At 44.5% G+C, this 22,045-nt stretch carries 16 protein-coding genes and 1 pseudogene; all 17 read right to left on the bottom strand.

The window, feature by feature from the left end; all coding sequences use genetic code 11:
• Positions 1-195 precede the first annotated feature (195 nt).
• Positions 196-1,797 carry a hypothetical protein gene (locus tag MKY12_RS22575; RefSeq protein WP_339310945.1) on the bottom strand — a complete coding sequence of 534 codons (1,602 nt, stop codon included), beginning with the start codon at positions 1,795-1,797 and terminating at the stop codon, positions 196-198.
• Positions 1,798-1,826: 29 nt separating this feature from the next.
• Positions 1,827-2,702, bottom strand: coding sequence for a carbohydrate ABC transporter permease (locus MKY12_RS22580; RefSeq protein ID WP_339310947.1), 876 nt, complete (start codon positions 2,700-2,702; stop codon positions 1,827-1,829).
• Positions 2,703-3,665: an ABC transporter permease subunit gene (locus tag MKY12_RS22585; RefSeq protein WP_339310949.1), complete on the bottom strand. Its 963-nt coding sequence runs from the start codon at positions 3,663-3,665 to the stop codon at positions 2,703-2,705. It lies immediately after the preceding gene.
• Positions 3,666-3,855: 190 nt separating this feature from the next.
• On the bottom strand, positions 3,856-4,935 hold the full coding sequence (locus MKY12_RS22590) for a helix-turn-helix domain-containing protein (RefSeq protein WP_339310951.1): 1,080 nt from the start codon (positions 4,933-4,935) through the stop codon (positions 3,856-3,858).
• Complete coding sequence (locus tag MKY12_RS22595; protein WP_339310953.1) at positions 4,928-6,652, bottom strand: histidine kinase; 1,725 nt, start codon at positions 6,650-6,652, stop codon at positions 4,928-4,930. Before MKY12_RS22595 ends, MKY12_RS22590 begins: the two co-directional genes overlap by 8 nt.
• A 640-nt stretch (positions 6,653-7,292) precedes the next feature.
• Positions 7,293-8,237 (bottom strand): glycosyl hydrolase, encoded by a 945-nt coding sequence (locus MKY12_RS22600; RefSeq protein WP_339310954.1) that lies wholly within the window; start codon positions 8,235-8,237, stop codon positions 7,293-7,295.
• 6 nt (positions 8,238-8,243) lie between these two features.
• A complete protein-coding gene (locus MKY12_RS22605; RefSeq protein WP_339310956.1) occupies positions 8,244-9,695 on the bottom strand; it encodes a family 43 glycosylhydrolase in 1,452 nt (483 codons plus the stop codon).
• Between the two features lie 10 nt (positions 9,696-9,705).
• Positions 9,706-11,109, bottom strand: coding sequence for a glycosyl hydrolase family 28 protein (locus MKY12_RS22610; RefSeq protein ID WP_339310958.1), 1,404 nt, complete (start codon positions 11,107-11,109; stop codon positions 9,706-9,708).
• A 33-nt stretch (positions 11,110-11,142) separates the two neighbouring features.
• Positions 11,143-13,536 (bottom strand): alpha-L-arabinofuranosidase C-terminal domain-containing protein, encoded by a 2,394-nt coding sequence (locus tag MKY12_RS22615; protein WP_339310959.1) that lies wholly within the window; start codon positions 13,534-13,536, stop codon positions 11,143-11,145.
• A gap of 21 nt (positions 13,537-13,557) precedes the next feature.
• Entirely contained in the window at positions 13,558-14,505 is a 948-nt protein-coding gene (locus MKY12_RS22620; RefSeq protein ID WP_339310961.1) for a glycoside hydrolase family 43 protein, read from the bottom strand.
• A 568-nt stretch (positions 14,506-15,073) separates the two neighbouring features.
• On the bottom strand, positions 15,074-16,642 hold the full coding sequence (locus MKY12_RS22625; protein WP_339310962.1) for a response regulator: 1,569 nt from the start codon (positions 16,640-16,642) through the stop codon (positions 15,074-15,076).
• A 308-nt stretch (positions 16,643-16,950) separates the two neighbouring features.
• Positions 16,951-18,783 carry an AbfB domain-containing protein gene (locus MKY12_RS22630; protein WP_339310963.1) on the bottom strand — a complete coding sequence of 611 codons (1,833 nt, stop codon included), beginning with the start codon at positions 18,781-18,783 and terminating at the stop codon, positions 16,951-16,953.
• 241 nt (positions 18,784-19,024) lie between these two features.
• Positions 19,025-19,327, bottom strand: coding sequence for an alpha-L-arabinofuranosidase C-terminal domain-containing protein (locus tag MKY12_RS22635; protein ID WP_339310964.1), 303 nt, complete (start codon positions 19,325-19,327; stop codon positions 19,025-19,027).
• A 29-nt stretch (positions 19,328-19,356) separates the two neighbouring features.
• The gene (locus MKY12_RS22640) at positions 19,357-20,010 is read right to left on the bottom strand and encodes a hypothetical protein (protein WP_339310965.1); all 654 of its coding nucleotides are present in this window, start codon (positions 20,008-20,010) and stop codon (positions 19,357-19,359) included.
• Between the two features lie 87 nt (positions 20,011-20,097).
• A pseudogene (locus MKY12_RS22645) lies at positions 20,098-20,250 on the bottom strand (hypothetical protein); the annotation flags it as partial.
• A 15-nt stretch (positions 20,251-20,265) separates the two neighbouring features.
• Positions 20,266-20,583: a hypothetical protein gene (locus MKY12_RS22650; protein WP_339310966.1), complete on the bottom strand. Its 318-nt coding sequence runs from the start codon at positions 20,581-20,583 to the stop codon at positions 20,266-20,268.
• 19 nt (positions 20,584-20,602) lie between these two features.
• Positions 20,603-22,030, bottom strand: a complete 1,428-nt coding sequence (locus MKY12_RS22655) for a family 43 glycosylhydrolase (protein ID WP_339310967.1) — start codon at positions 22,028-22,030, stop codon at positions 20,603-20,605.
• Positions 22,031-22,045: the final 15 nt, after the last annotated feature.

The raw sequence follows: 22,045 nt of genomic DNA on the forward strand, positions 1-22,045 counted from the left end.
ATTATTAAAATACTCTTACAACCTATATTGTATGAATCTTTAGATTGCTATTACTATGGTAATATTGATAGATTCCTTATAATTATAAGCTGTCATCGTGCTAGACAAGAGAAATATCCAAATATAAAGCAGCCTCTTCCCAATAAAGAAGGTGATGCGGGTAAAAGAACTCAATGCCGCATCACCTCTTCCTCACTATTTAATTCCTTGTTCTTCCGCTGCCTGAGTCGTTTCCTCAATTGCCTCGTAAAGCCCTTTACCATCTAAATTCTTAATTTCTTTTTTCCACATCTCAATCGGATCCTCTTTACCCATAATGACTTTGAACAAGCTGTCCAAAGCGTCCGTTCTTAAGTTGGCTGCCTTGTCTTTGGCCGGCGTAGACAAGGTCATCACTTCAAAATTAATCGGTGCTGGCTTCGCTTTGGACTTAAGTTCATTGTATTTTTCAATGAACATTTGATCGTATGCGGCATAATTCGGATTAGCGTTCACAACCTGTTTTCCCGAATATAGAAACCCGCCGAACCATGCACCGAGCGGATAAAAGATATTGGTAATCGGATACTTTTTATCAAGCGTCTGCCCATCTTGTAATAGTGAAATGGCTTGGCCGTTCTCGACTTTGTAATCCGTCCCTTCGACTCCATTTCTTGCAAGTTCCGCATATTCATCACTCATCATGTAATCAATCAACTCCAAGGCCCTGGTGTACTTGGCGTCGCTCATCGTATTGCTGAAGTAAATTTCCGACCAAAACGGCGTCTCGGAGAATGTATATTGCTGACCGTCGGCTGCGGGCATCCAGTCCATTAAGCCGTAGGCGTCTTCAATTGAAGTGTCCGGGTTCGCCTTTAAGAACGCTTCAATATTGGCATAGCCGAGTGCGCCAAAGAGAATGAAGGATTGACCGTTTACAAATTTCATTACGCCGTCGCTGTCTTTTTGAATGGCGATATCCTTATCTAAAATACCTTCTGTGTACAGGGTACGCAATTGCTCAACCCCTTCGTACATTCGGGCAGATGCATAGGCTGGAATCCATTTCCCGTCCTCATTCACCCACGATTTATCGTTCGTTTCTTCTGGAAAGCTGCTAAGAAAATGGGTAAGCAGAAAGGATTTCCCCGTTACTGTAATCCCTGCTGCTCCAGGATGCTGCGCTTGAACAGCTTTGATCATCGCAACCAGTTCATCGAAGGTTTGCGGAGCCGTTGTGAATCCAGCTTGAGCCGCCCAGTCCTTGCGATAAGATATCGGTCTGTCCATTACCCAATCACTGGAACTGGAGTAAGTCATCCGCGGAATCATATAGAACTTCCCATCTATCTTAAAGGATTGAATGGAAGAATCGCTCATGACTTTTTGAATATTAGGATACTGGCTTAGATCATCAGGAAGCGCTTTAATTATTCCTTGTTTAGCCCAAGTCTTATAAAGTGCAAGGTTGCCAGCGAGATCATTTGGAAAGATATCGGGAAGCTGTGAGGATGCTGCCCAGACCTTCAGCTTTTCCTGCCAATCGTTCCAGGTTATCTGTACAGGGTCTATCGTTACATTCAGCTTTTGCTGAAGATTGTTAAAGACGGTGTCGTTAGTGGCGCCATTTGCTTTAAATGCATCCTGAATCCCCCAAATTGCTACCTTTATTACCTCGTTTGTGCCTACCGATGCGGTTGACGAAGATACTTCCGAGCTTTCCATAGTCCTGCCAGTATTGTCACCGCCACATGCCGACAGTACAGTGGACAAAAGTGCAATAACCGCTGCTTGACTTATCATTATCCCTTTTTTCATGCTAATTCCCCCTTGTTTGGCTTTTACTTTCATCCTTTAACTGACCCAAGCATAAGACCCTGTGCAAAGAACCGCTGGATAAATGGATAGATAATTAGAATAGGCAATGCAGAAATAATAATGATTGCAGACTTAACGGAATCGGCATATATTCGTGTCGTGCCTTGGGCCATCTGGGTAGCCGTGGCACTCGTCATTAGCGAACTCAGATTAGTGATTGCGTTACGAAGCACCAATTGCAGCGGATAATAGCTGGGATCGTTAATAAACAGCATCGCAAGCCACCATTCATTCCAGCGGTCAACGGCATAGAACAAAGTTATGGTTGCAAGAATAGGGAGTGATACCGGAACTACAACCCGAATCAGGATCGAGATGTCATTCGCCCCATCGATTTTTGCCGACTCCTCCAGCGCCTGGGGAATTGTAGAAAAGAAATTTTTCATCAAAATGAGGTTAAAGGCATTGACAGCAACCGGTAAAATCATTACAAGTAAATTGTTCTGAAAGTGAAGATTCTGCAAGGTGAGAAAATATGGTATCAAACCACCGGAGAAAAACATCGTGAAGATAACACCGTTTAAAATAGCATTGCGCCCAGGCAGTGTCTTTTTCGATATGGCATAAGCACCGGCAGTCGTTACTATCATGTTAACTGCTGTACCAGCCACGGTAACAATAACGGATATCAGCATTCCCCCCGCTACTACACCTTCGCTGAATAAATAACGGTATGATGAAAAATCAAGGGATCGTGGCCAAAGAAAGAGCTGACCGCTCCCTTTATCCCCTAGAGTAGACAGTGAAACAACTAAAGTTTGATAAAAAGGGACGATTGCAAGTATAGCGAATACACCAAGTACGAAGGCGAGAAGAATATTGGTAACATTTAAGTTCTGTCTCATTTATAATCCACCACCATCTGACAGCTTTTTGACTGTTGCATTAGTGCTAAATAAAAAGATAAAGCTGATGACTGATTTCAGAAGCCCTACAGTAGTTGAATATCCGAAGCCCGTTGCATCAATAAACGCAGTTTTATATACATAAGTATCCAATATCTCCGAGTAATCCGAAACAATCGGATTGTACAAGTTGAAAATTTGATCAAACCCACCATTTAACAGGTTACCTACAGCCAGTATCAACAGCACCAGCGCTGCTCCTTTTACAGCAGGCCATGTTATCGCTTTCACTTTATGAAAACGGTTGGCCCCGTCCACAGTGGCTGCCTCGTACAGCTCGGGATTAACACCCGCGATAGCGGCCAAATAGATAATGGCTGACCAGCCCGCTTCCTTCCAAATATTTGAGAGAAAGAGAAGTGCCGCGAACATCCCATTGTTGGTCAGTACTATATTTTTCTCGAAGCCCAATAAAGACAATAACTGATTAATTACTCCTTGATCGCTGAAGAATCCGATTATAATTCCGCTCAATACTACCCAACTTATAAAATGCGGGAAAGTAAGTGCGGTTTGATAGAATGTCTTCATTTTCTTGAATGGAAGCTCGCTTAACAAGATGGCCATTAGAATAGGGATGGGAAACTCGATAACCAATCTGCCAATTCCAATTAAAAAAGTATTGCGGAACGCAGAATGAAAATTCTGGTCTGATAATACAGTCCGAAAGTTCTCGAAGTCGTTCCACGGACTCCCCAGGATACCTTTGGAGTAATCAAATTCTTTAAAGGCAAGGAGTACTCCGTACATGGGAACATAAGAGAAGACAATAAAATAAACGATCATAGGAGCTACAAGTAGATATAAATACTTGTGCTTTTTGAGTTCAGTCCACAATCGTTTCCGCCGGGCATTCCCTGTTAATATTGGGGAAGTTACGTTGTAGGCTGCAATGTTTTTCAATTAACCTTACCTCCTTTCTGTCATGTTTAAATTGTAAGCGTTTACTATAAAGATTCATATCAAGGATTCTTAGCTAATTTTGCACCAGAGTTATCGTTAACGGATGGCGATTAACTTTTCAAACTAACAATTCTGCATAGCTTCTAAGAATTGTACATATTCCCTTTTTGAACAAGAACCCTGCCCTTTGCTATCGTCTGTTTCGGTATGCACTGGGAGTTATTCCTTGGGTCCGTTTAAAAATCCGGCTAAAATAAAAATAATCAGTATACCCGGATTTCTCCGCAACTTCGCTAATCGGCAAGTCTGTCTTTAACAAAATTTCACATGCATGTTTCATTCTTAGCTGGGTCAAATATTCTGTAAATGTACTTCCCGTCACTCTTTTAAATAGCTGACTGATATAATTTCCATTCACACTAAACTGCTTGGCAAGTGAAGGTATCGAAAGCTCTTCGAGATAATGTTCATCTATAAAAGAACGAATGGCCATAAACGTCCGGTTTCCGGGTTGATGCTGACTCCCAGCTTGCCTATACTTATCAGCCAGCAGCTCCTGTAAGTAGGTCAGCATATCCAATGCAGAAGTAAACGAGCCGGTAAGCTGATCAATAGAGAAGATTAATGTATCCGCAAATACCTCTTTTTCATTTTTATAAATAAACCTCATCACTTGATTGTACGCCCATAGTGCATCGGTAATATGCAGACTATTTTTCTTAAAGAAAACTTCAAGTTGCTCAAGAGCAACTCTGACGCCTGCCCAATCATTTTGTGCAATGGCGTTCTCCAACTGGTCTAGCCCTTTCTCCTTCCTGGTTAAATTTGGAACAATAATATTGGAATCACGGTTTGTACCCATTGACCAAAAATCCATTTCTCGTTGATGGGTACGGTCTTGAAGTACAGTTTCTGCCTTCTTAAGAAATGTGATAATTTCTGTCTCGTCGAATGGTTTCAAGCAATATCCGAATGCCCCATAATTGATAGCTTTCTGTGCCAGCGCAAACTCGGCGTACCCGCTTATGACAATTTTCAGTCCTGGGAATGAACGGTCATTCAGTTGCTTTATTAGCTCAAGACCGCTCATTCCAGGCATTCGTATATCCGTAAATACGACATCCGGACTAATATCAACAATTTGAAGCAATGCATCGGTAGCGCACAGAGTGTATCCTGCTACTATGAAACCATGAGAAGCCCAATCCACGCTAGCAATCAAACTTTTTATAACCAGCTCTTCATCGTCAACCAGAAATACACTATACATTGCTTACCTCCTTAATCGGCAAACGAATAACAACCGTTGTCCCCGCCGCTGGCTTGCTTCTAATCGTGATGCCATAAGGGTAGCCATAATACATTTTTATTCTATTATTAACGTTCACAAGACCGATACTCTCTGTATGGATGATTCCGGACGGCTCGGCTGCAGATGATAAGTACTGACTAATTTCCCGAACCTTTACATCCTCCATCCCCATTCCATTATCACTAACCGTTAACAACAGATCAGTACCCGATTGATCTACTGACAGGAGCAGATGTCCTTCTCCCGTTTTTGGTTCAAGGCCATGACAAATTGCATTCTCAATGATCGGCTGCAGAATCATTTTAGGCACTTTATAGGGCAGGATAGCCTCCTGAATTTGATATTCGACGGTAAAACGGTTTGCAAATCGAATAAGCTGGATGTTGAGATAACTTTGCACCATCTTGATTTCTTCCTGAAGCGTTATAGTGTCTGCTGCTTTGACGCTGAAGCGAAACACATACGCCAACGATGTAACCATTTGAAAAATGCGGTCAGATCCTTGCTCTACCGCCAATCCCTTTATGGATTCCAGTGTATTATACAAAAAGTGCGGATTGATTTGACTGTGAAGAAAGGCAAGCTCTGCTTGTTTTTTAAGTATTTCTGCCTTATACAGTTTGGTATTGATCTCTAAAAGTGATCCAGTCAGTTCATCTATCTCATCTAGCATACGATTGAAGTGATTCGCCATGCTGCTGATCTCGGCATAACCTTGGAGATGAATCCGGTTCGACAAATTTTGCGATTTGCCTAATTTAAAACCGTTCATAAAGCTCATAAGACTCTTCAGCGGGCGCAATATATTGTTAACGACCAATGTGAACGGAATGGTCAGTAATACTAAAGAAATGGCTAAAACGAGAAAGGATCGCTTTCGTATATCCTCGATTCCTCTCAGTAACTTGCTTTGCGGAAGTTTAAATACAAGTTGCCCGTCAAGATCTTGTATAGAACCGCTCTGAACAAAATACCTGGCCTGTTTACTGTAATCTATCAAATCAGAATACGGAGTACCCGGTTCTACACTTGTATCGTTGGAAGAAAATACATCCCCATTACGGTCCAGCGCGTAGAGTAGCGCCCCTTCAATACCATTTATGTTACTTGGAGATCCCAACAGGGAGCTTGCTTCCACAACAATCATTAGTGTTCCGATTTGTTTCATATTTTCATTATCCATAATGGAATAGATAGGGCATCCCACAATAAAAACGTTTCGGTTAAAGTTTGAAATCACCATATGATGAACACCGGAATAATAATAAAGTCTCTTCTCTGGAATTTCATCCACAAATGGGAGCAAATGATCAATGTCGCCGTTTAAATTGAATTTTGTACCGTCCGTTCCGAATAAAGCAATATCAAGAATTCCGTCCTTCATACTCATCATGTCTGACAAATAATCTGCCAATCTAGAATAGATCTCATATTTGGTCGTCGGATTTGGCTCACTTATATAGGTTTGAACAATGGTGCGATTATAGGCGGTATTCTCGATAATTCGTTTCAATCCGTCGCTATTGGAGGCAATAGTTTGATTCAATTGAGCAATCAATTCTGTTAAATACTCACTGTTTTTTGCTTCTACCACTAGAGCTGCCTGGGTATAGTTCATGATCAAAATAAAGAAAACAATGACCACAATCATCGCCACGAGCAACGTCAATTGCACTCTTATACGCAGTTTTTTTAAATATCTCATTCAGCCACGACCTTCATGTTGGAATTACCTCTAAATGGAACATCCTGTTTTCCTCTTAGCATGATTGTATTGAGTTGGGCAGTTAAAACCAGGTTAATTCCCGTTTTAACTTCTCCAGTAAACCTATTCCTTGACCGTAACCGTGATTATCTTACTGGATCTCGCCTGCTGCATTGTCCATTTCAAGTCGCTCAAGCTACATAAGCTTGCTGCCGCTGTCCGCACCGAAATCAAAGTCGTAATATTTCCAAGCTCCATTCGTATATCTGATCTCAGGAAATGTTGTAATTTTGACATCTTGCAAGAGAGAGAATTCATTCGTGTCTAGCGTATTATCTGAGCTCGTACTTTGGGCTTCCGCTGCCGGATCCCGAATAACTAAACACCGTAAAAGGCCGGCGTACCATCAGCCAAATTATAATCAATCGAAATCGCTATATATTCCCTCTATATTGTAGAGCGCTTACAATGTACATTGTAAAAATGCACCTTCTGCGTTACAATCGCAATAACGCAAGATTCCTTGTATTTTTCAACCTCTGTGAGCCACCTTTGCTTAATTACCTGAAAGTCAAAAAGGCCGCTCTTCCCCAAGAGCGGCCCAAACTTTTTAACTTTCAGACTCTGGATGCAATTCCAACTCAAACGGTTCGTCACGAGCACATACGAGCACGCCGTCTACCACATCGAGCCGGGCGGCCTGGATCGAAGAACGGCGAGTATTGTAGCTTTCCGGCAGCTCTTCTTGCTCCAGTGTCCTTCCTGGGTGAGTAAAATAAAAAATGTAAGCCTGATCCCCTTGCACGACTACATCGGCATGCAGGCCGATCGTACCATCGTCCTCGCGTTTTCCGGGTTGATCGAGAATTAGCCCGTTCCGTTCCCAGGTGTCTAAATCATCCGAACGGAATACGCCTTGTCCTCTCCATTCGTCGACGATCATCCAATAACTGCCCTTCAACCAGAAGACATTCGGGCCTTCATGCGGGCGATCCGTGTAGACCGGACCGACAACCTCCCAGTGATACAGGTCCTTGCTGTCTGCCGCATAGGTATGCGACCCGTTCTCCTCGTCTTTATACCACATCCGGAACCCCCCGCCCGGAAGCTCATAGATACAAGCATCAATTACCCGGTTCGAGCTGAGCTTAAGCTTGGAATGAAATGTCCAATCCAGCAGATTCGAGCTCGTATAATGCAGCATATCACGGCGGTTGCCGGCCCAACCGGTCGGAACTCCTTGAATATAACTAACGTACATATGGTACAAACCATCATGGTAATAAATCTCAGGGGCCCAGAATGTGTTGCGGCCCCATTCGATATCCAGATCAGGGATCGTTCCACGGTAAAGCCAGCTTTTGCCACCATCTCTTGAGGAAGCAACCCCAAGGTCAGTACCGTGTACCCAGGCAACACTTTCCCCTTCCGCAGTTGCTCTGCGGTTCGTATAGATCATCCACCATTCTTGAACTTCGCGGTTCCATACAATAACCGGATCTGCTGCGCCATCGTATACCGGATCACGGAACAAAGGTGCTTTCACCTGATTCATCCTCTCTTAAATGACCGTCTCGCTATTCAGTATCATTTCGGGCCGGTAGTAAAATTCGCTGAATTGCACTGTTCCATCGCCAGTTGCATCTAGCGCTATACGCAAACTTAGGAAATTACCCAGCACATTATGATGAAAGCCGGACATTTCATAGCCATGATCCAGTTTAACCCACTGTTCAATTGCACTGCTACGGAAATAAATGCTGATCTGATGCTCATCATTAACAAGCCGGAGCGTCACGGTTGCTCCTGACACTGGTATACGTTCGCTGCGGATATGATTGCGGAAGGCATAGACCTCCTTACCGTCAAAGCCGATGCCGTAATGAAAACCCTGTTTATAGAACAATCCAAGTGTGCCTTCCGCACCATCTTCCACAGTTACCGTAACTTCAGCTGTATAGGCATGATGCCCCGGAATACACAGTAGCGGTTCGGAGAGTCCATTGGCAGCGGCTTTCAGCACAACACGGTTATCCTTAACAGCATAATCCCTCAATCGGCTTCCGCCGAAGAAGTGCCAGTGAAGTCCCAATTGTGCAGAGTCCATCCTTACCAATGCCCTGTCAGATAACACTTCAGGCGCTTCATAAGTGCCGGTCACTGTGGCAGTCGAACCGGCTAGACCGGCTGCGGTAAACCAGCCGTCGTTAGTCCACTCAACAGGCTCGATCAGTGTCTGCCGGCCGAGGGTGTAAAACCCTTGTTCATAGGCGTGGTACACCATATACCAATTACCTTCAGGCGTGTCCACCAACGTCCCGTGTCCCTTGGACCACCAGGTTTCACTACGGTGCTTCGTACGGATGATCGGATTGTATGGGGAGTTCTCCCAAGGACCGTCCAGCGAGCTGGCGCGGGCGGAGATAATCATATGGCTGGTTGCGGGTCCGGCGGTCCCCCCTTGTGCGCTGGTCATATAATAATATCCATCTTTATAGGTGAGCTTGGGAGATTCCAGGTAAAATCCTTCCGTTAGCCACTCCTTGGGATATCTCCAGCCCTCGTATATTTGAGTTAATTCGCCAGCAGTAGAGAGACCGTCCGGGGACAGCGGTATACAATATCCTTCGGACAAGAACAGGAAGCGGTTCCCCTGCGGATCAACGGCATGGCCGGGATCAATGTAGCCGACCTTCAGATCGACCGGCTCGCTCCATGGTCCTCTCGGATGCTCCGCGGTAACTACATAATTAGTACCGCCGGCAGGGAAGTAAATATAATAAAGTCCTTCATAATAGATCATATCCGGAGCCATAATAGATCCGCCCACATGTGAGCTTACAGCATGGCCGATCGACTTCCAGTCGGTCAGATTCCGCGAATGCCAGATCAGAAGTCCGGGAGTGTAGTGAAAAGACGAATGGGTCATATAATAATCCTGGCCGACTCTGACAATGGACGGATCAGGATAATCGCCCGCCAGAACGGCTTGAATTCCTTGTATCAGTGACATGATTCACCACCTAAATGAATTTAATGTTGCGGGCATATCCGTTGATTTCAAGTGCGGGATGGTCCCGATTAAGTATACGTTCTTCCCCGATCCGCAGGTTGTCAAACGTAATTCCGTTCACTGTCCGGTCATCGTCAAAGCCGTGAATCCGGGAAGGATTCAGCGTCCCTCCAGGATACTGAATATCTTTAAACAGAACATTTTCAATCCTCCGCCCCGGGTTCGGGTTATAATCCTGATTATGTACTACCCGAATGTCGAATAGCTGTCCCGACTCGATAGTTTCAATGCGGATATTATTAAACACGACATCCCGCACAGTGTTGCTGTCGCCGGCATTTATCGCCATAGCTCCCCAATAATTCGGCTGCGGCTCATGATGCTCCAGAATATCGATGTTATCGAAACGCAGATTTTCAATGATATCGCCGTCCTCCTCATGGTTTCCGTGTATGCCAATCATCATTGGATGCGCCACATCGGCCCACAGAATAGAGTCGCGTACCATCACATCATTTGTTCCGCCACGGTAATCCCAGCGTGAACCGTATACGGCGATGCAATCATCCGAGTTCCGCATGAATACATCCCTGATGTCGATATTTCCGCTAGCCATCATATCAATTCCATCCGACCAGCCTCTTGTGCTGAATGCTTTGAAATTCCTGATTTCGATGCCGTACGATTGGCCGATGAAGATGCTGTAATGCGGCGGATCGACAACCGTTATACCTTCAACTGATATGTTGCTGGAATAGACGATACGAATACCCCGGAAGGCAGAGAAACGGTGAAAATCAGCCAGGTAGAGAACTCCCCGCCCGCGGATCTCAACATTCTGCACATGATCACAAACCAGTGAGCCTACAAGCACTGCTCCACCGGCAAGGTATACCGTCTTACCTGAAGGGATCTGCAGCAACGTCTCTTCGATGTAATGCATACCCGGCGTGAAATAAAGCGTCCCCGGTAAGTTCCGGAGCAGGTCCGGCACACGGTGAATACCCGGGCGAACAACCCGCACATCCGGTGATGAGAGGTCCGGTATATCCTTTTCCAGTGGATTGGCAAAAAGGTGTAGATTACCGAAACGGTCACCGTTGCACTCGACCGATAACTTGAGCGGCCGGTTTAATGTGAACTGGACTGTATCCTGAAAAAGCGAAAATGGAAGCTGTGTAGAAAGAGGCCGGATAACCGCTTCCTTAAGATCGCCATGATACTTGATCTCTACCTCAACCTCACCCTGCATGTCGAAATAAGCCATGGATGCTTCTCTTACGTGGTGCATATCAACCCGCACTTCATAGACCGGGATGTTCTGCCATTCTCCGCCGGGAGTCCGGACCGACACTTTATAATCGTCCCGCAGCACGGCTCCTGCCGGCGCGTCGTAGGTAATTAACTGATTCACTGGACTCTCCCTTTCACATCAACCAATGAGGTATTACTCTTGTCTGAACCGAAGCACGGTAACCGAATGCCGCGGAAAAGTATGCCTGAAATCCGATCCTGCTGAGCTTGTGCTTTTATACACCGGCTTGATTTTCTCTGGCTCCTCGAAGGAATTCACGGCATCCAGCGCATAACCCGAAAGCTCATAAATATCAATTGTATGCTGATCGGCTTTTACATCGGCAAGCTGAAGCTGAGCCTCGACGTCTATCTCCTGTACGTTTACCACTTTGACGATAACGTCACCGGATGCTTCCTCCACACTGGCTGAATAGTAAAGCGGCTCGATTACAGGTACAAGGTGTTCCGTTTCATTGATCTGTGTACCGTTAAGGAAAGTGCGTATCGTTCTTCCTTCAATGCGTACTTCCAAATCATACTCTAAATCCTGCTCAATACTGAGCATACTTTGCGTAAGACAGGAGCGGGAACCGCCAGACATGGCATGAACCAATGATTCCATATTGGAAAAGCTGCCGATTTCCCATTGTGCATAGTTGGCTTCATCCTGATGGCCGAAATACAGGATTAGTCCACGGATACCCTTTTTCTTCGTTGCTTTAGTAAAGAAGGAATAATGCCTCCAATTCGTCTCACCTACAACGATTTTACGGCCAAGCTGAGTGGAATGAAGACGGTCCTCTTCCGATTCGCTAACTTCAACAAGCTCTGCCAACAGCTTCTCTTCGCCGGTCTCATGATTCAAGAGACGGATATCACGATACTCGCACGCATTGAGATTTGCTCCGACAAGCAGCTTCCCATCCAGTCGTTCCCAATTAAATTCCGGCTGCTTTGGAACAGTAAAGCCTTCAGATTCAATACGCAGTAACCGGTCACCCTGGTGGTGCATAAATAATTGCTGCACATAATAATTGGCCGTTCCGAACGCCTGATGATTATTGAACAAGATCATATCTGGCTTCCAGTTTACATAATCGACATTACACAAAAGCGGTGCATAACATGCCAGTCTGACTGCATGGGCATTCTTCTCCAGACCAGTCATGAAAGCCGCTTCAACCAGCGCATTATAGTACGTGTTACCCCAGGATGCATATTCACCCAGGAATACCTTGGGATCTTCCGCTTTAAAAGAATCATAGCGGTGATAGTGAGCCAACATCCAATCGGGAGACATATAATAGTGTTCGTCAACATAATCCGAACGGTTCTCACGGGCTGATTGCCATCCGCGTTCATATTCAGTGCCTGCGGCAACCGGACCGCTCGAATTGATAATCTGGATGTCCGGATATCTGGCTTTGATAGCCTCGTGAAAATAAGGATATCGTTCAAAGAAGGCTTCTCCGACTTCTTCGTTGCCGATTGCAATATATTCAAGCTGAAAAGGCTCCGGATGACCAAGTTGCGCACGTAAGCCTCCCCACGGCGTTGAAATATCACCTCTTGCGAATTCGATGAGATCCAACGCATCATTAATCCATGGTCCGAGTTCATCAATGGGAACTATATGCTGATGGTGAGGGTCAACTCCACCTGGGAGTACTGGAATCGGCTTAGCTCCGATATCTTCGCAAAACTGGAAATACTCGAAATAACCCAGCCCTAAGGTCTGATGATAATTCCAGTTATTTCTACGTGGTGGTCTTTGTTCAACCGGCCCGATCGTATTTTTCCATCTGTACATGGAATCGCGGTCTTCAGTCTTTAAGGAACCGTCATGAATCAGACAGCCCCCAGGAAAACGCATGAATTTAGGCTTTAAATTCGCAAGCAATTCTGCCAGATCCTTACGAAGTCCGCCAGGTCGCCTAAGATATGTCTCTGCCGGGAACAAGGAGATCATATCCAGATACAGACTGCCCGTTCCTTGAGTCACAACTGCAAGCCGTCCGTTATAATCAGTCCCTGAAGAGGAGAGTACAATATCATATTTCTTCCACTCCTGTGAATCCACGATAACTTCCGCTTTGCTGTAGACCATCCCGTCCTTACCTTCAAGCTTGATAACTACTGGCTCGTCGAAGCTTGCGTTACGTCTAGCGAGCATTGAGAATGTGTAAGCTTCTCCCGCCCTGTAAGGTAATCCGGTATTGAAGCCAAGATTCCTAATTCCAACGCCTTCCCCTGAAGTCAGGATCTTAATTGCAGCATAATGTGGATTACGTGGATGGATTGGATTTGCCGATTCGACCGAAAGTGTGCCTCGTCCTTCTCCAAGTTCGATAATCTCCCATGCCGTTAGGCTATGGTATTCGCTGCTGTCAATCGGATCAAACTCGAAGGAACGGTTCCGAACCATCTCCGCATAAAGTCCGCCATCAGCGGCATGATTAATGTCCTCGAAGAATAAGCCATATAGATCGCCAAGCTCTGCCCCTTGCTCTTTGGTGAAAACTGAAATGCTCCCTTGTAAGCTCATTGTTCATCGACTCCTTGCTGTTTAATATTCTGATGGCAGTTTCTTGTATGCTCTCAATCGTTCGTATTCTTCCAGCGTAATAGTCAGAATGGTTCCGTGTTTAAAACCGTAAGGGAAGGTGAAGGCTTGATCCGCCCGGATAAACTCACCGCTTGCCAAACGATCTGCTATAAACGGTACATAACCTTGTCCCTCAGCCGAGCAACCGTAGTAATCTAGGAAAAGACACCATCTTTTATCTTCTAATTTAACCGCTGTAGGAGCCTCATATTTACCTGCTTCAACATGCTCCATACTTTGATCAAAAGCCTCAATTCTGTGAAATGGCCCAGTAATCGTTTCCGATGCCATTAAAATAATTTTGCCCGGATTTTGTTCACTTTTTAGAAAAAGATAATAACGTCCGTCCTCTTCATACATGGCAGAGTCGATGACGCCGCTATCTTCTTTCTTATATAATAGCTGCGGCTTGCTGAAGTTTTCGAAATCCGTAGTCCGGGAGTAATAAATTCCTTTAAACCCGTAATTATTACTGATATGTGGCGATGACCAATGAATGACATAATCATCTTTGGTCTTGTCATAGATAATATCCGGCGCCCATAAACAACCAAAATCCTCGTCACCTAGTTGAACCATTTTCTGCTCGGACCAATTTACAAGATCCTCAGATTGCCACATTGAGAGGCATTTGCTCCCATATCTTGCGGCTTTAGCCCAGGAGTGGTTGTATTGATTTAGCATACCGTAGGACAAGCTGAGATCTGTTGCCAAAATTACAAACTTGCCTTCTTTCGTTCTTATTATGGTAAAGTCCCTGACACCTTTGTCGCCGTAATAGCTCCATAGCACTGGATTACCGCCGTTTACATCCTCCCAATCAAATCCATTGCGGCTAATTCCAAAATATACCTGCTCGCCATCCGGTGTTCTTTTCTCTTTAAAATGTACAAATAAGTAAGCTTGCAACGTTTAACCCTCCACATCATACCTACAAAATAGTTTAAAGCGTTTACAGTTCTATTGTAGGAATTTGCAGTTTGCAATTCTATCCTAATTAAGCTAGATTCCTTGTATTTAAATTGAAAAAGACCGCCCACTAAAGAGGCAGTCTATAGTATTCTCTGATTATTGGAATTTGGATTTACCTACTGGGAACTGATCAAGTTGTCTCTGAATCTCATCAAGAGAACGATCAATGCCTGATTTTCCATGTAAATCTCACATAGATGCACCTCACCTCTGACTGTTACTAGATCTTCTCCTTTATTGAAATCAACTTGTTATAATCTTTCAGCACGTATACCACCTGCTGGATATACGGTTTCTGATGTTGTTCACCCCTTTTGCAGCAGAGTGCGTGTAAGGGACCATGCTGTTAAACACGGCCATTTGTTCCGATATCTTCATTTTGTCTGGCTTTCCGGACAGAATGATGTCCATATCTTTATTGATAATAGTCATGGAGGACAGCTCTTCCAGATGTGAAAACTTTTTGGTGAGAGTGGCCGTTAATATCAGCAATTATTTTCACCGTTTAATTCTTCTTCCTGTACTCTATCGGTGAAAAGTCAGTAGAAGCCTTAAATACTTTGGTAAAGTAGCTGGCGCTTGCATATCCGCAAAGCTCTGCAATCGTGTTCATCTTTAAATGGCCGCTGGTTACCAGTTGCTTGGCTAGTTCCATTCGGTAATCGTTGATATACTGCTTTATCGTCGTGCCGGTTTCCTGTTTGAACAAAAGCCCCAGATGCGCAGTCGATAAGTGCATGTGATTGGCAATCATCCGCAGGTCCAGATCGACATTCCGGTAATTCGCAGCAATATAGTAGATTATATCTTGCACAAGTTTTGAATACTGGTTTACCTTTAGCGTTGCATCGAGCCATACCGCGCAGACGTCTAGCATAAGCTGTTCCAGCCTGCCAATTGTACGACAATCATGCAAGTATTGATAAACATCCTCGATACCGTATTCACTTTCTAAAGTATAGAGCAGCTTGGGATCACTTCCGACCGTATCTTGAATCACAGTCTCAAAAAGGGCAGCCACTCGTTCCTTTGGAGGAAATTCCTTCTCTTTAAATGCTGCACAAGAGTTACGAATCCAATCCGGGAGTTTCTGCGGAGTATTGGCACAAATCTTATAAAACTCGGGCAGAACATGTGACAAAGACTCATTGAAGATTTCGATCTCTTCCTGATTATAAAAACAGCGAACATCCGGATAATAGAATGATCTTGCTACGGCACGCTGAGCTGTACGGAAGCTTGCGGGTAACTCTAAAAGTATACCTGCCCACTTCCCTATGGCAACGTTATAGGAGTTATGCCGTTTAATAAATAAATTATTTAAAAATGAAATTCGCTTATGGTCTTGCCGATCATAGGCAAGGATAATAAAGCACTGTCCAGGATCCAGTTGCTCCCCGATTACCTTTACCCCGTTCTCTAACCAGAAGGATAAAACATTCTCTAGGTTGGCCCTCTCCACACTCCCCTCCAGTCGGTTCCACACAATCATTCCCAAATATCGCCGATTGATTGGAAAACCAATTTCCACACACATTTTCATTACGGCGGCTGGATTGGCGAATTCATCCCGCAGCGATCTTGCAAGATTCTGGCGCAACAGCTCGTTCTTCTGGTTAACTACAACGTGCTGCTCTTGTTTATGCCGCAGTGACCGGATTGTTTTTTCAACCGCTAGTTCCACATCTGCCATCTTGATTGGTTTTTCAATATAATCAACTGCAGACAGTTTTATAGCGCTTCGCAGATACTCCACATCCATATAGCCACTCATAAAAAGGAGCTGACTGTCCGGAGATTTCTCCGCTAATTGCTCGGCAAATTCTATTCCGTTCAGCTTGGGCATACGAATATCGGTGAGAACGATCTCCGGTTTTTTGGATGCTGCCAGACGAAGTGCCACTTCTCCATCTTCAGCCAGCAATATCTCGTTGATTCCGTATCTATGCCAGTCGAAGGATTCACTGAGACCTTCTCTTGTATAATCGTCATCATCAGCAATTAACAATCGCATACTTGCCTCACTTCCTTTAATACAGGTAAAATATGATAACGTTTGCATATTGATTTTCATAATAATTCCAACATTTTCACGACAGAATTCTATCATTAGAATAACAGATATCATCTATTCCAACTATGAAAATATCCGGTTACAACGCATTAATCCCACCTTCATGAAATACAGGAAGGTGGGGCTTGTGAGTTAGCCTTTTATTTGGATGCCTGCGTTCCTGGTATGTTGCTGTTGCTTCGTCGATCATTTCCTGACCGCCGGACTTTATCCTAATAAAGCACGAATACATCATTACAATCTCCTTCGTCTCCTTTACCTCGAGTGCGCTAGCAGTTCTATATAGTTAGTGAATGGACTAAGATGTTTCAAGGCGCAACTTCAACGAAAGTGGCATCACTATTAAATATTGTTCCTGTTCCACTCGCAGCATACATTTGAAATCCGGAATGACGCAGATAACGTGTAGAATCAGTCCACATTTGGTATGAATAGTTGGTAGAATCCGCCAATCCTGGTACCCTGCGGAAGGTGGCATTATTTTTAAAAGCAGTGGTGCTGTCATTCACATCTATCCACACTTCCCCATTCGATCTTACATTGAGGTAACGCCCCGGATAGTTGACAGACTCAAAGGAAAAGCCTTTTGAATCCGCTAACCCCGTAACAATTCTAAATTGAGCATCTACAGCTGGTGTAACATTCGGGTCGATTACAGCCCGAAAACCGGAATGTCTTAAATAACGGGTTGGATTGTTGTAGGATTGAAGGCGTGTTATTGGTGACAAGGTATATAATAATACACTATCTCCGATATAATCCTGGCTTGCGCCTTCCGGATAAATTAAGTTAAATGCTTCTGTCAAGTATTTGGTACTTTCGTTAGTTTCCATATCTGTTCTTTTATCGATATACTTATAATAGCTATAAAGAACACCGAAAACATTATGGAATGCTCCCCGATCTGCTGTAGATGGAGCACTGAAAATTTGCCCTGTCGCCGTTTGGTTCCCATAGGTTGGAATATAGGTGACATCATATCCTAAATTGTATTTAGTTAAATAATTGGCACCGTAAAGAAGTCTGTCATTAAGAAAATTAAAAATATTTACACTGTTTGCTGCAGTTGAGATTGTACCCAAGACAGGATCCACCTTAGTGCCTTGAATATATGAAGTAATCGCAGTGTCCGAAAGCCCCCCAATATCATCATACGCATGGGCCTGATCCCGTGCCATTTCTACTAATTGAAGATTCGCCGGTACCGTTGCCCCTGTTGAAACATCAGTTGTTACGGATCTTATCTGACTAATAATAGATCCATCTCGATTATGAGGGTTGTTTACATCTGCAAAGTCATAACTGCTGCCATCCTCCGGATTAGTTGTAGTACGCTGAACAGCGAGGGCATAATCCGATGCATCATTTCTAAATATAGCCGATCCTATCATTGCCATCGTGTTCATACTATGCTGATTCATAAAATGCCAGAATCGGTCGTACTTGCTTTTCATTAAATTTAAGTAATTGGTAAATGTCGTTGTATCGGCTGCTGTCCAGTTATATTCTGCGTTAGTGCTGGATGAAGAACGTAATAGATCAGCTGTCATAGAGAATTTAAAAACCGCTAAGGACACCCGGATCTGTTCATCATAGATGGAGCCGATGGATGAAGCTTGCATCCAGCGTCTGATGATGCCGATTGAATTTTGCCGATAGGTTTCGTTCCCTGTTACATACCACATAATAAACTGTGCAAATGAAGTATCTGCATCTTGCGCCATGTTTTTAAGAATATTTAATCCCGCTGACGGGTTACCGCCGCTTGGAATATCATAAGGCTCTGTATCACCAATGACACATCTTAATGGATTGGGGGTGGTCAGAGATTTCCCGTAACTGCTGAACTGAACAAAAGCGCTTGCCCATGGCTCATCACCTGCTCTTACATGACTCTGCACATTGTCCAACATAGCTTTTGATAAACCAGTTCCAGGATGAGTGAAGGTTACTGAACCTGAGAGTGTTTTCGTTTCGATAATATTAGGCACATAACTTGTAAGCAGTGCAATGATTGTGTCCTGCACAGTCGAGTTAGCTTTTTGTGCTCCTGCCTGGGGGATTGGCATAAACGTTACAAGCAACACGATAACCAAGCTCGCTGAAATGATTTTTTTAGGATTCAATCTTATATTTTTCATGGTATTCCTCCCTCGTCATATTTTCAAACGATATAAAGCGTTTACATTTTCATTGTAGGAATCATTCCTCCTCAAATCCATCGTAATAAAGCAAGATTTCTTGTACTTCTAACTTAACATAATAGTTCGTTCTATCCTTGAAGTTTGTCTATAGGCCGCTTACGTAGAATCACACGTTTTGGTAAAGAAATTTCCAGATTGGAAACAGTCAATGCCTCCAGTTGGCTGAAAGCCGATGTGATTAAAGCACATAATCCCCTTGATGATGCATAAAGAGCTTCTGGACGTAATAGTTGGCCGTGCCGAACACAGTATGATTATTAAACCAGATCAAATCCGGCTTCCAGTTCACGTAATCGGCATTACAGAGTAGCGGTGCGTAACAGGCAAGTCCAACCACTTGGGCATTGCGTTCAAAACCGGTCATATACGCGGCTTCTGCGAGTGCGTTATAATACGTATTGCCCCAGGAGGCATATTCTCCGATGAATACTTTGGGATCTTCTGAATTAAAGGAATCGTAACGGCGATGATGGGCCAGCATCCATTCCGGCGATTGGTAGTAATGTTCGTCTACAAAGTCGGAGCCGTTCTCGCGGGCGGATCTCCAACCGCGCTCATATTCTTCTCCGGATGCGAACGGACCACTGGAATTAATAATTTGGATATTCGGATATTTCCCCTTAATTGCCCGGTGAAATAAGCATACCTTTCAAAGAACGGTTCACCCACTTCCTCGTTCCCGATGCCAATATACTCCATGTTGAATGGCTCTGGATGACCAAGTTGTACCCGCAATGCCCCCCATGGAGTCGAAGCTTCGCCATTCGCAAATTCGATCAGGTCTAGTGCGTCGTCAATCCAAGGCTGCAGTTCGTTAAAAGGTGCGCTCCACTTATGGTGCGGATCGTAACCCGCCGGCAGGACAGGAATTGGCTTGGCGCCGATATCTTCACAGAACAGAAAATATTCGTAATATCCGAGATCTAGTGTCTGATTGTACTGCCAATTGTTTCTCCGGGCAGGCCGCTCTGTAACATCACCGATGGTCTTCTTCCACCGGTACATCGAATCACGGTCATCCGGATTCAGCGAACCGTCGTGAATGAGACAACCGCCCGGAAACCGCATGAACTTAGGCTTCAGATCGGCAAGAAGTATCGCGATATCCTCACGAAGACCATTAGGCCGATTACGGTAAGTTTGTGAAGGGAACAAAGAAACCATGTCCAGACAGAGTACACCCGATCCTTTCGTAGTAAGAACCAACCTTCCACTGTAATCAGAGGTGGAGGAAGTCAACCGCGCCTCGTATTTGGTCCATTCATTCGATGCGACAACGATGGCTGTTTCTGCGTGTACACTTCCATCGAGTCCCTCTAGGGTAATGTTTACAGGTATATCGAAGATGCTGTCCCTGCGAGCATATAAAGAGAATATATAGCTTTCTCCTTCACTAACCGGAATGCCGGTATTAAAGCCTTAATTCATCAGACCAACGCCATCGCCTGCTATACGAATATCGATTACCGCGTAATTTCTTTTTCTGTTCAGAAGCGACTCACTTTCAATGCGAACCTCGCACTCCCCGCCTACGCGTTCTACCTTCTCCCATGCCATCAATGCATGATAATCGGGGTGATCGATGGGATCAAAATCGAATGAACGGTTCTGTACAAGTTCAGCATAGAGTCCGCCGTCTGCCGCATGGTTCAAATCCTCAAAAAATATACCAAACAGGTCGCCCATAGCAGCTCCTAATTTTTTTGTATTAATAGTTAATTTTCCTTTTAGGCTCATTAGCTCTCATCCTCTCCATTCATAGCCTGAACCCTTCACGGTAGATAAACCTGTTGAAATATACTTTTCCTTCACCAGTTGCATTCAGCGCAATACGAAGACTTAGAAAATCTCCAAGTACATTATGATGGTAGCCGGACATTTCAAAGCCATGATCCAGTTTGCTCCACTGTTCTTCCGAATCACGGAAGTATAAGCTTACCTGATGCTTATCATTGACGATCCGGAGTGTTACATCCCCCCCGGACACTGCTGTCCTTTCACTCGTAATATGATTGCGGAAGGCAAAAGCCTCCTTGCCGTCAAAACCGATTCCATAGTGAAAGCCCGGTTTATAGAATAAGCCGAGTGTCCCTTGTGCATCGCCTTCCACTGTTACCGAAACCTCGGCTGTATACGCATGATGCACCGGAATGCATAGCAGTGGCTCTGAACGTTCAACAGATACTGCTTTTAGCACAAACCCATTCTCTTGGATCGTGTAATTCCCAATGCGTTCTCCTCCGAAGAAATGCCAATGAAACCCCAATTGTTCCTCATCTGCATGCACCAATACTCTTTCCGCAGACCCTGCGTGCATAGCAACTTCTGGAGCGCGAGAAACTCCATCTTCAGTGGCAGTTGTGGTGAACCAGCCGTCAGCTGTCCATTCAATCGGCTCAATCAGGGTTTGACGGCCCAAGGTATAGTAGTCTTTTTCATAGGCATGATACACCACGAACCAATTACCTTCAGGCGTGTCCACCAGTGTCCCGTGTCCTTTGGACCACCATCGTTCCTTACGGTGCTTTGTATGCACAATCGGATTGTGCGGTGAATTCTCCCAAGGCCCTTCCAGCGATCTGGAGCGGGCGGAAACAATCATATGGCTGGTCGCAGGTCCGGCAGTTCCTCCTTGAGCGCTGGTCATATAATAATAGCCATCCTTAAATGTCAGCTTGGGAGACTCCAGATAAAAGCCCTCTGTCAGCCACTCTTTCGGATAGCGCCAGCCCTCGTATACCTTAGTTAATTCTCCTGTTGTAGACAGACCGTCTTTGGACAACGGAATCCGATACCCGTCAGATAAGAACAGGAACCGATTCCCCTCCAAATCTACAGCATGTCCAGGATCAATATATCCAACCTTTAGGTCTATTGGTTTGCTCCAAGGTCCAGCGGGATTCTCCGCTGTTACAACCCAATTCGTTTGTCCCGCCGGGAAATAAATATAATACAGTCCTTCATAATAAATTAAATCAGGCGCCATAATTGAACCGCCCACATACGCGGAAATCGCATGCCCGATTGGCTCCCATTCAATCAAGTTCAATGAATGCCAGAGGAGCAACCCTGGTGTGTAATGAAATGAAGAATGGGTCATATAGTAGTGCAGTCCGACTCTGACAATAGACGGATCTGGATAATCGCCTGCCAAGATTGCTTGAATTCCATGAATCTGTGACATGATAACCTCCAATTA

Origin of the sequence: Paenibacillus sp. FSL M7-0896 (assembly GCF_037975415.1) — a bacterium.
GTDB lineage: Bacteria > Bacillota > Bacilli > Paenibacillales > Paenibacillaceae > Paenibacillus_AQ > Paenibacillus_AQ silagei.

Excerpts from the sequence above, each read along its gene's own strand:
- MKY12_RS22650 (WP_339310966.1), bottom strand. The coding sequence starts at position 20,583 with ATGAGCCTAAAAGGAAAATTAACTATTAATACAAAAAAATTAGGAGCT.
- MKY12_RS22590 (WP_339310951.1), bottom strand. The coding sequence starts at position 4,935 with ATGTATAGTGTATTTCTGGTTGACGATGAAGAGCTGGTTATAAAAAGT.
- MKY12_RS22580 (WP_339310947.1), bottom strand. The coding sequence starts at position 2,702 with ATGAGACAGAACTTAAATGTTACCAATATTCTTCTCGCCTTCGTACTT.
- MKY12_RS22575 (WP_339310945.1), bottom strand. The coding sequence starts at position 1,797 with ATGAAAAAAGGGATAATGATAAGTCAAGCAGCGGTTATTGCACTTTTG.
- MKY12_RS22625 (WP_339310962.1), bottom strand. The coding sequence starts at position 16,642 with ATGAAAATCAATATGCAAACGTTATCATATTTTACCTGTATTAAAGGA.
- MKY12_RS22655 (WP_339310967.1), bottom strand. The coding sequence starts at position 22,030 with ATGTCACAGATTCATGGAATTCAAGCAATCTTGGCAGGCGATTATCCA.
- MKY12_RS22635 (WP_339310964.1), bottom strand. The coding sequence starts at position 19,327 with ATGCTGGCCCATCATCGCCGTTACGATTCCTTTAATTCAGAAGATCCC.
- MKY12_RS22630 (WP_339310963.1), bottom strand. The coding sequence starts at position 18,783 with ATGAAAAATATAAGATTGAATCCTAAAAAAATCATTTCAGCGAGCTTG.
- MKY12_RS22605 (WP_339310956.1), bottom strand. The coding sequence starts at position 9,695 with ATGTCACTGATACAAGGAATTCAAGCCGTTCTGGCGGGCGATTATCCT.
- MKY12_RS22615 (WP_339310959.1), bottom strand. The coding sequence starts at position 13,536 with ATGAGCTTACAAGGGAGCATTTCAGTTTTCACCAAAGAGCAAGGGGCA.
- MKY12_RS22640 (WP_339310965.1), bottom strand. The coding sequence starts at position 20,010 with ATGGTTTCTTTGTTCCCTTCACAAACTTACCGTAATCGGCCTAATGGT.
- MKY12_RS22600 (WP_339310954.1), bottom strand. The coding sequence starts at position 8,237 with ATGAATCAGGTGAAAGCACCTTTGTTCCGTGATCCGGTATACGATGGC.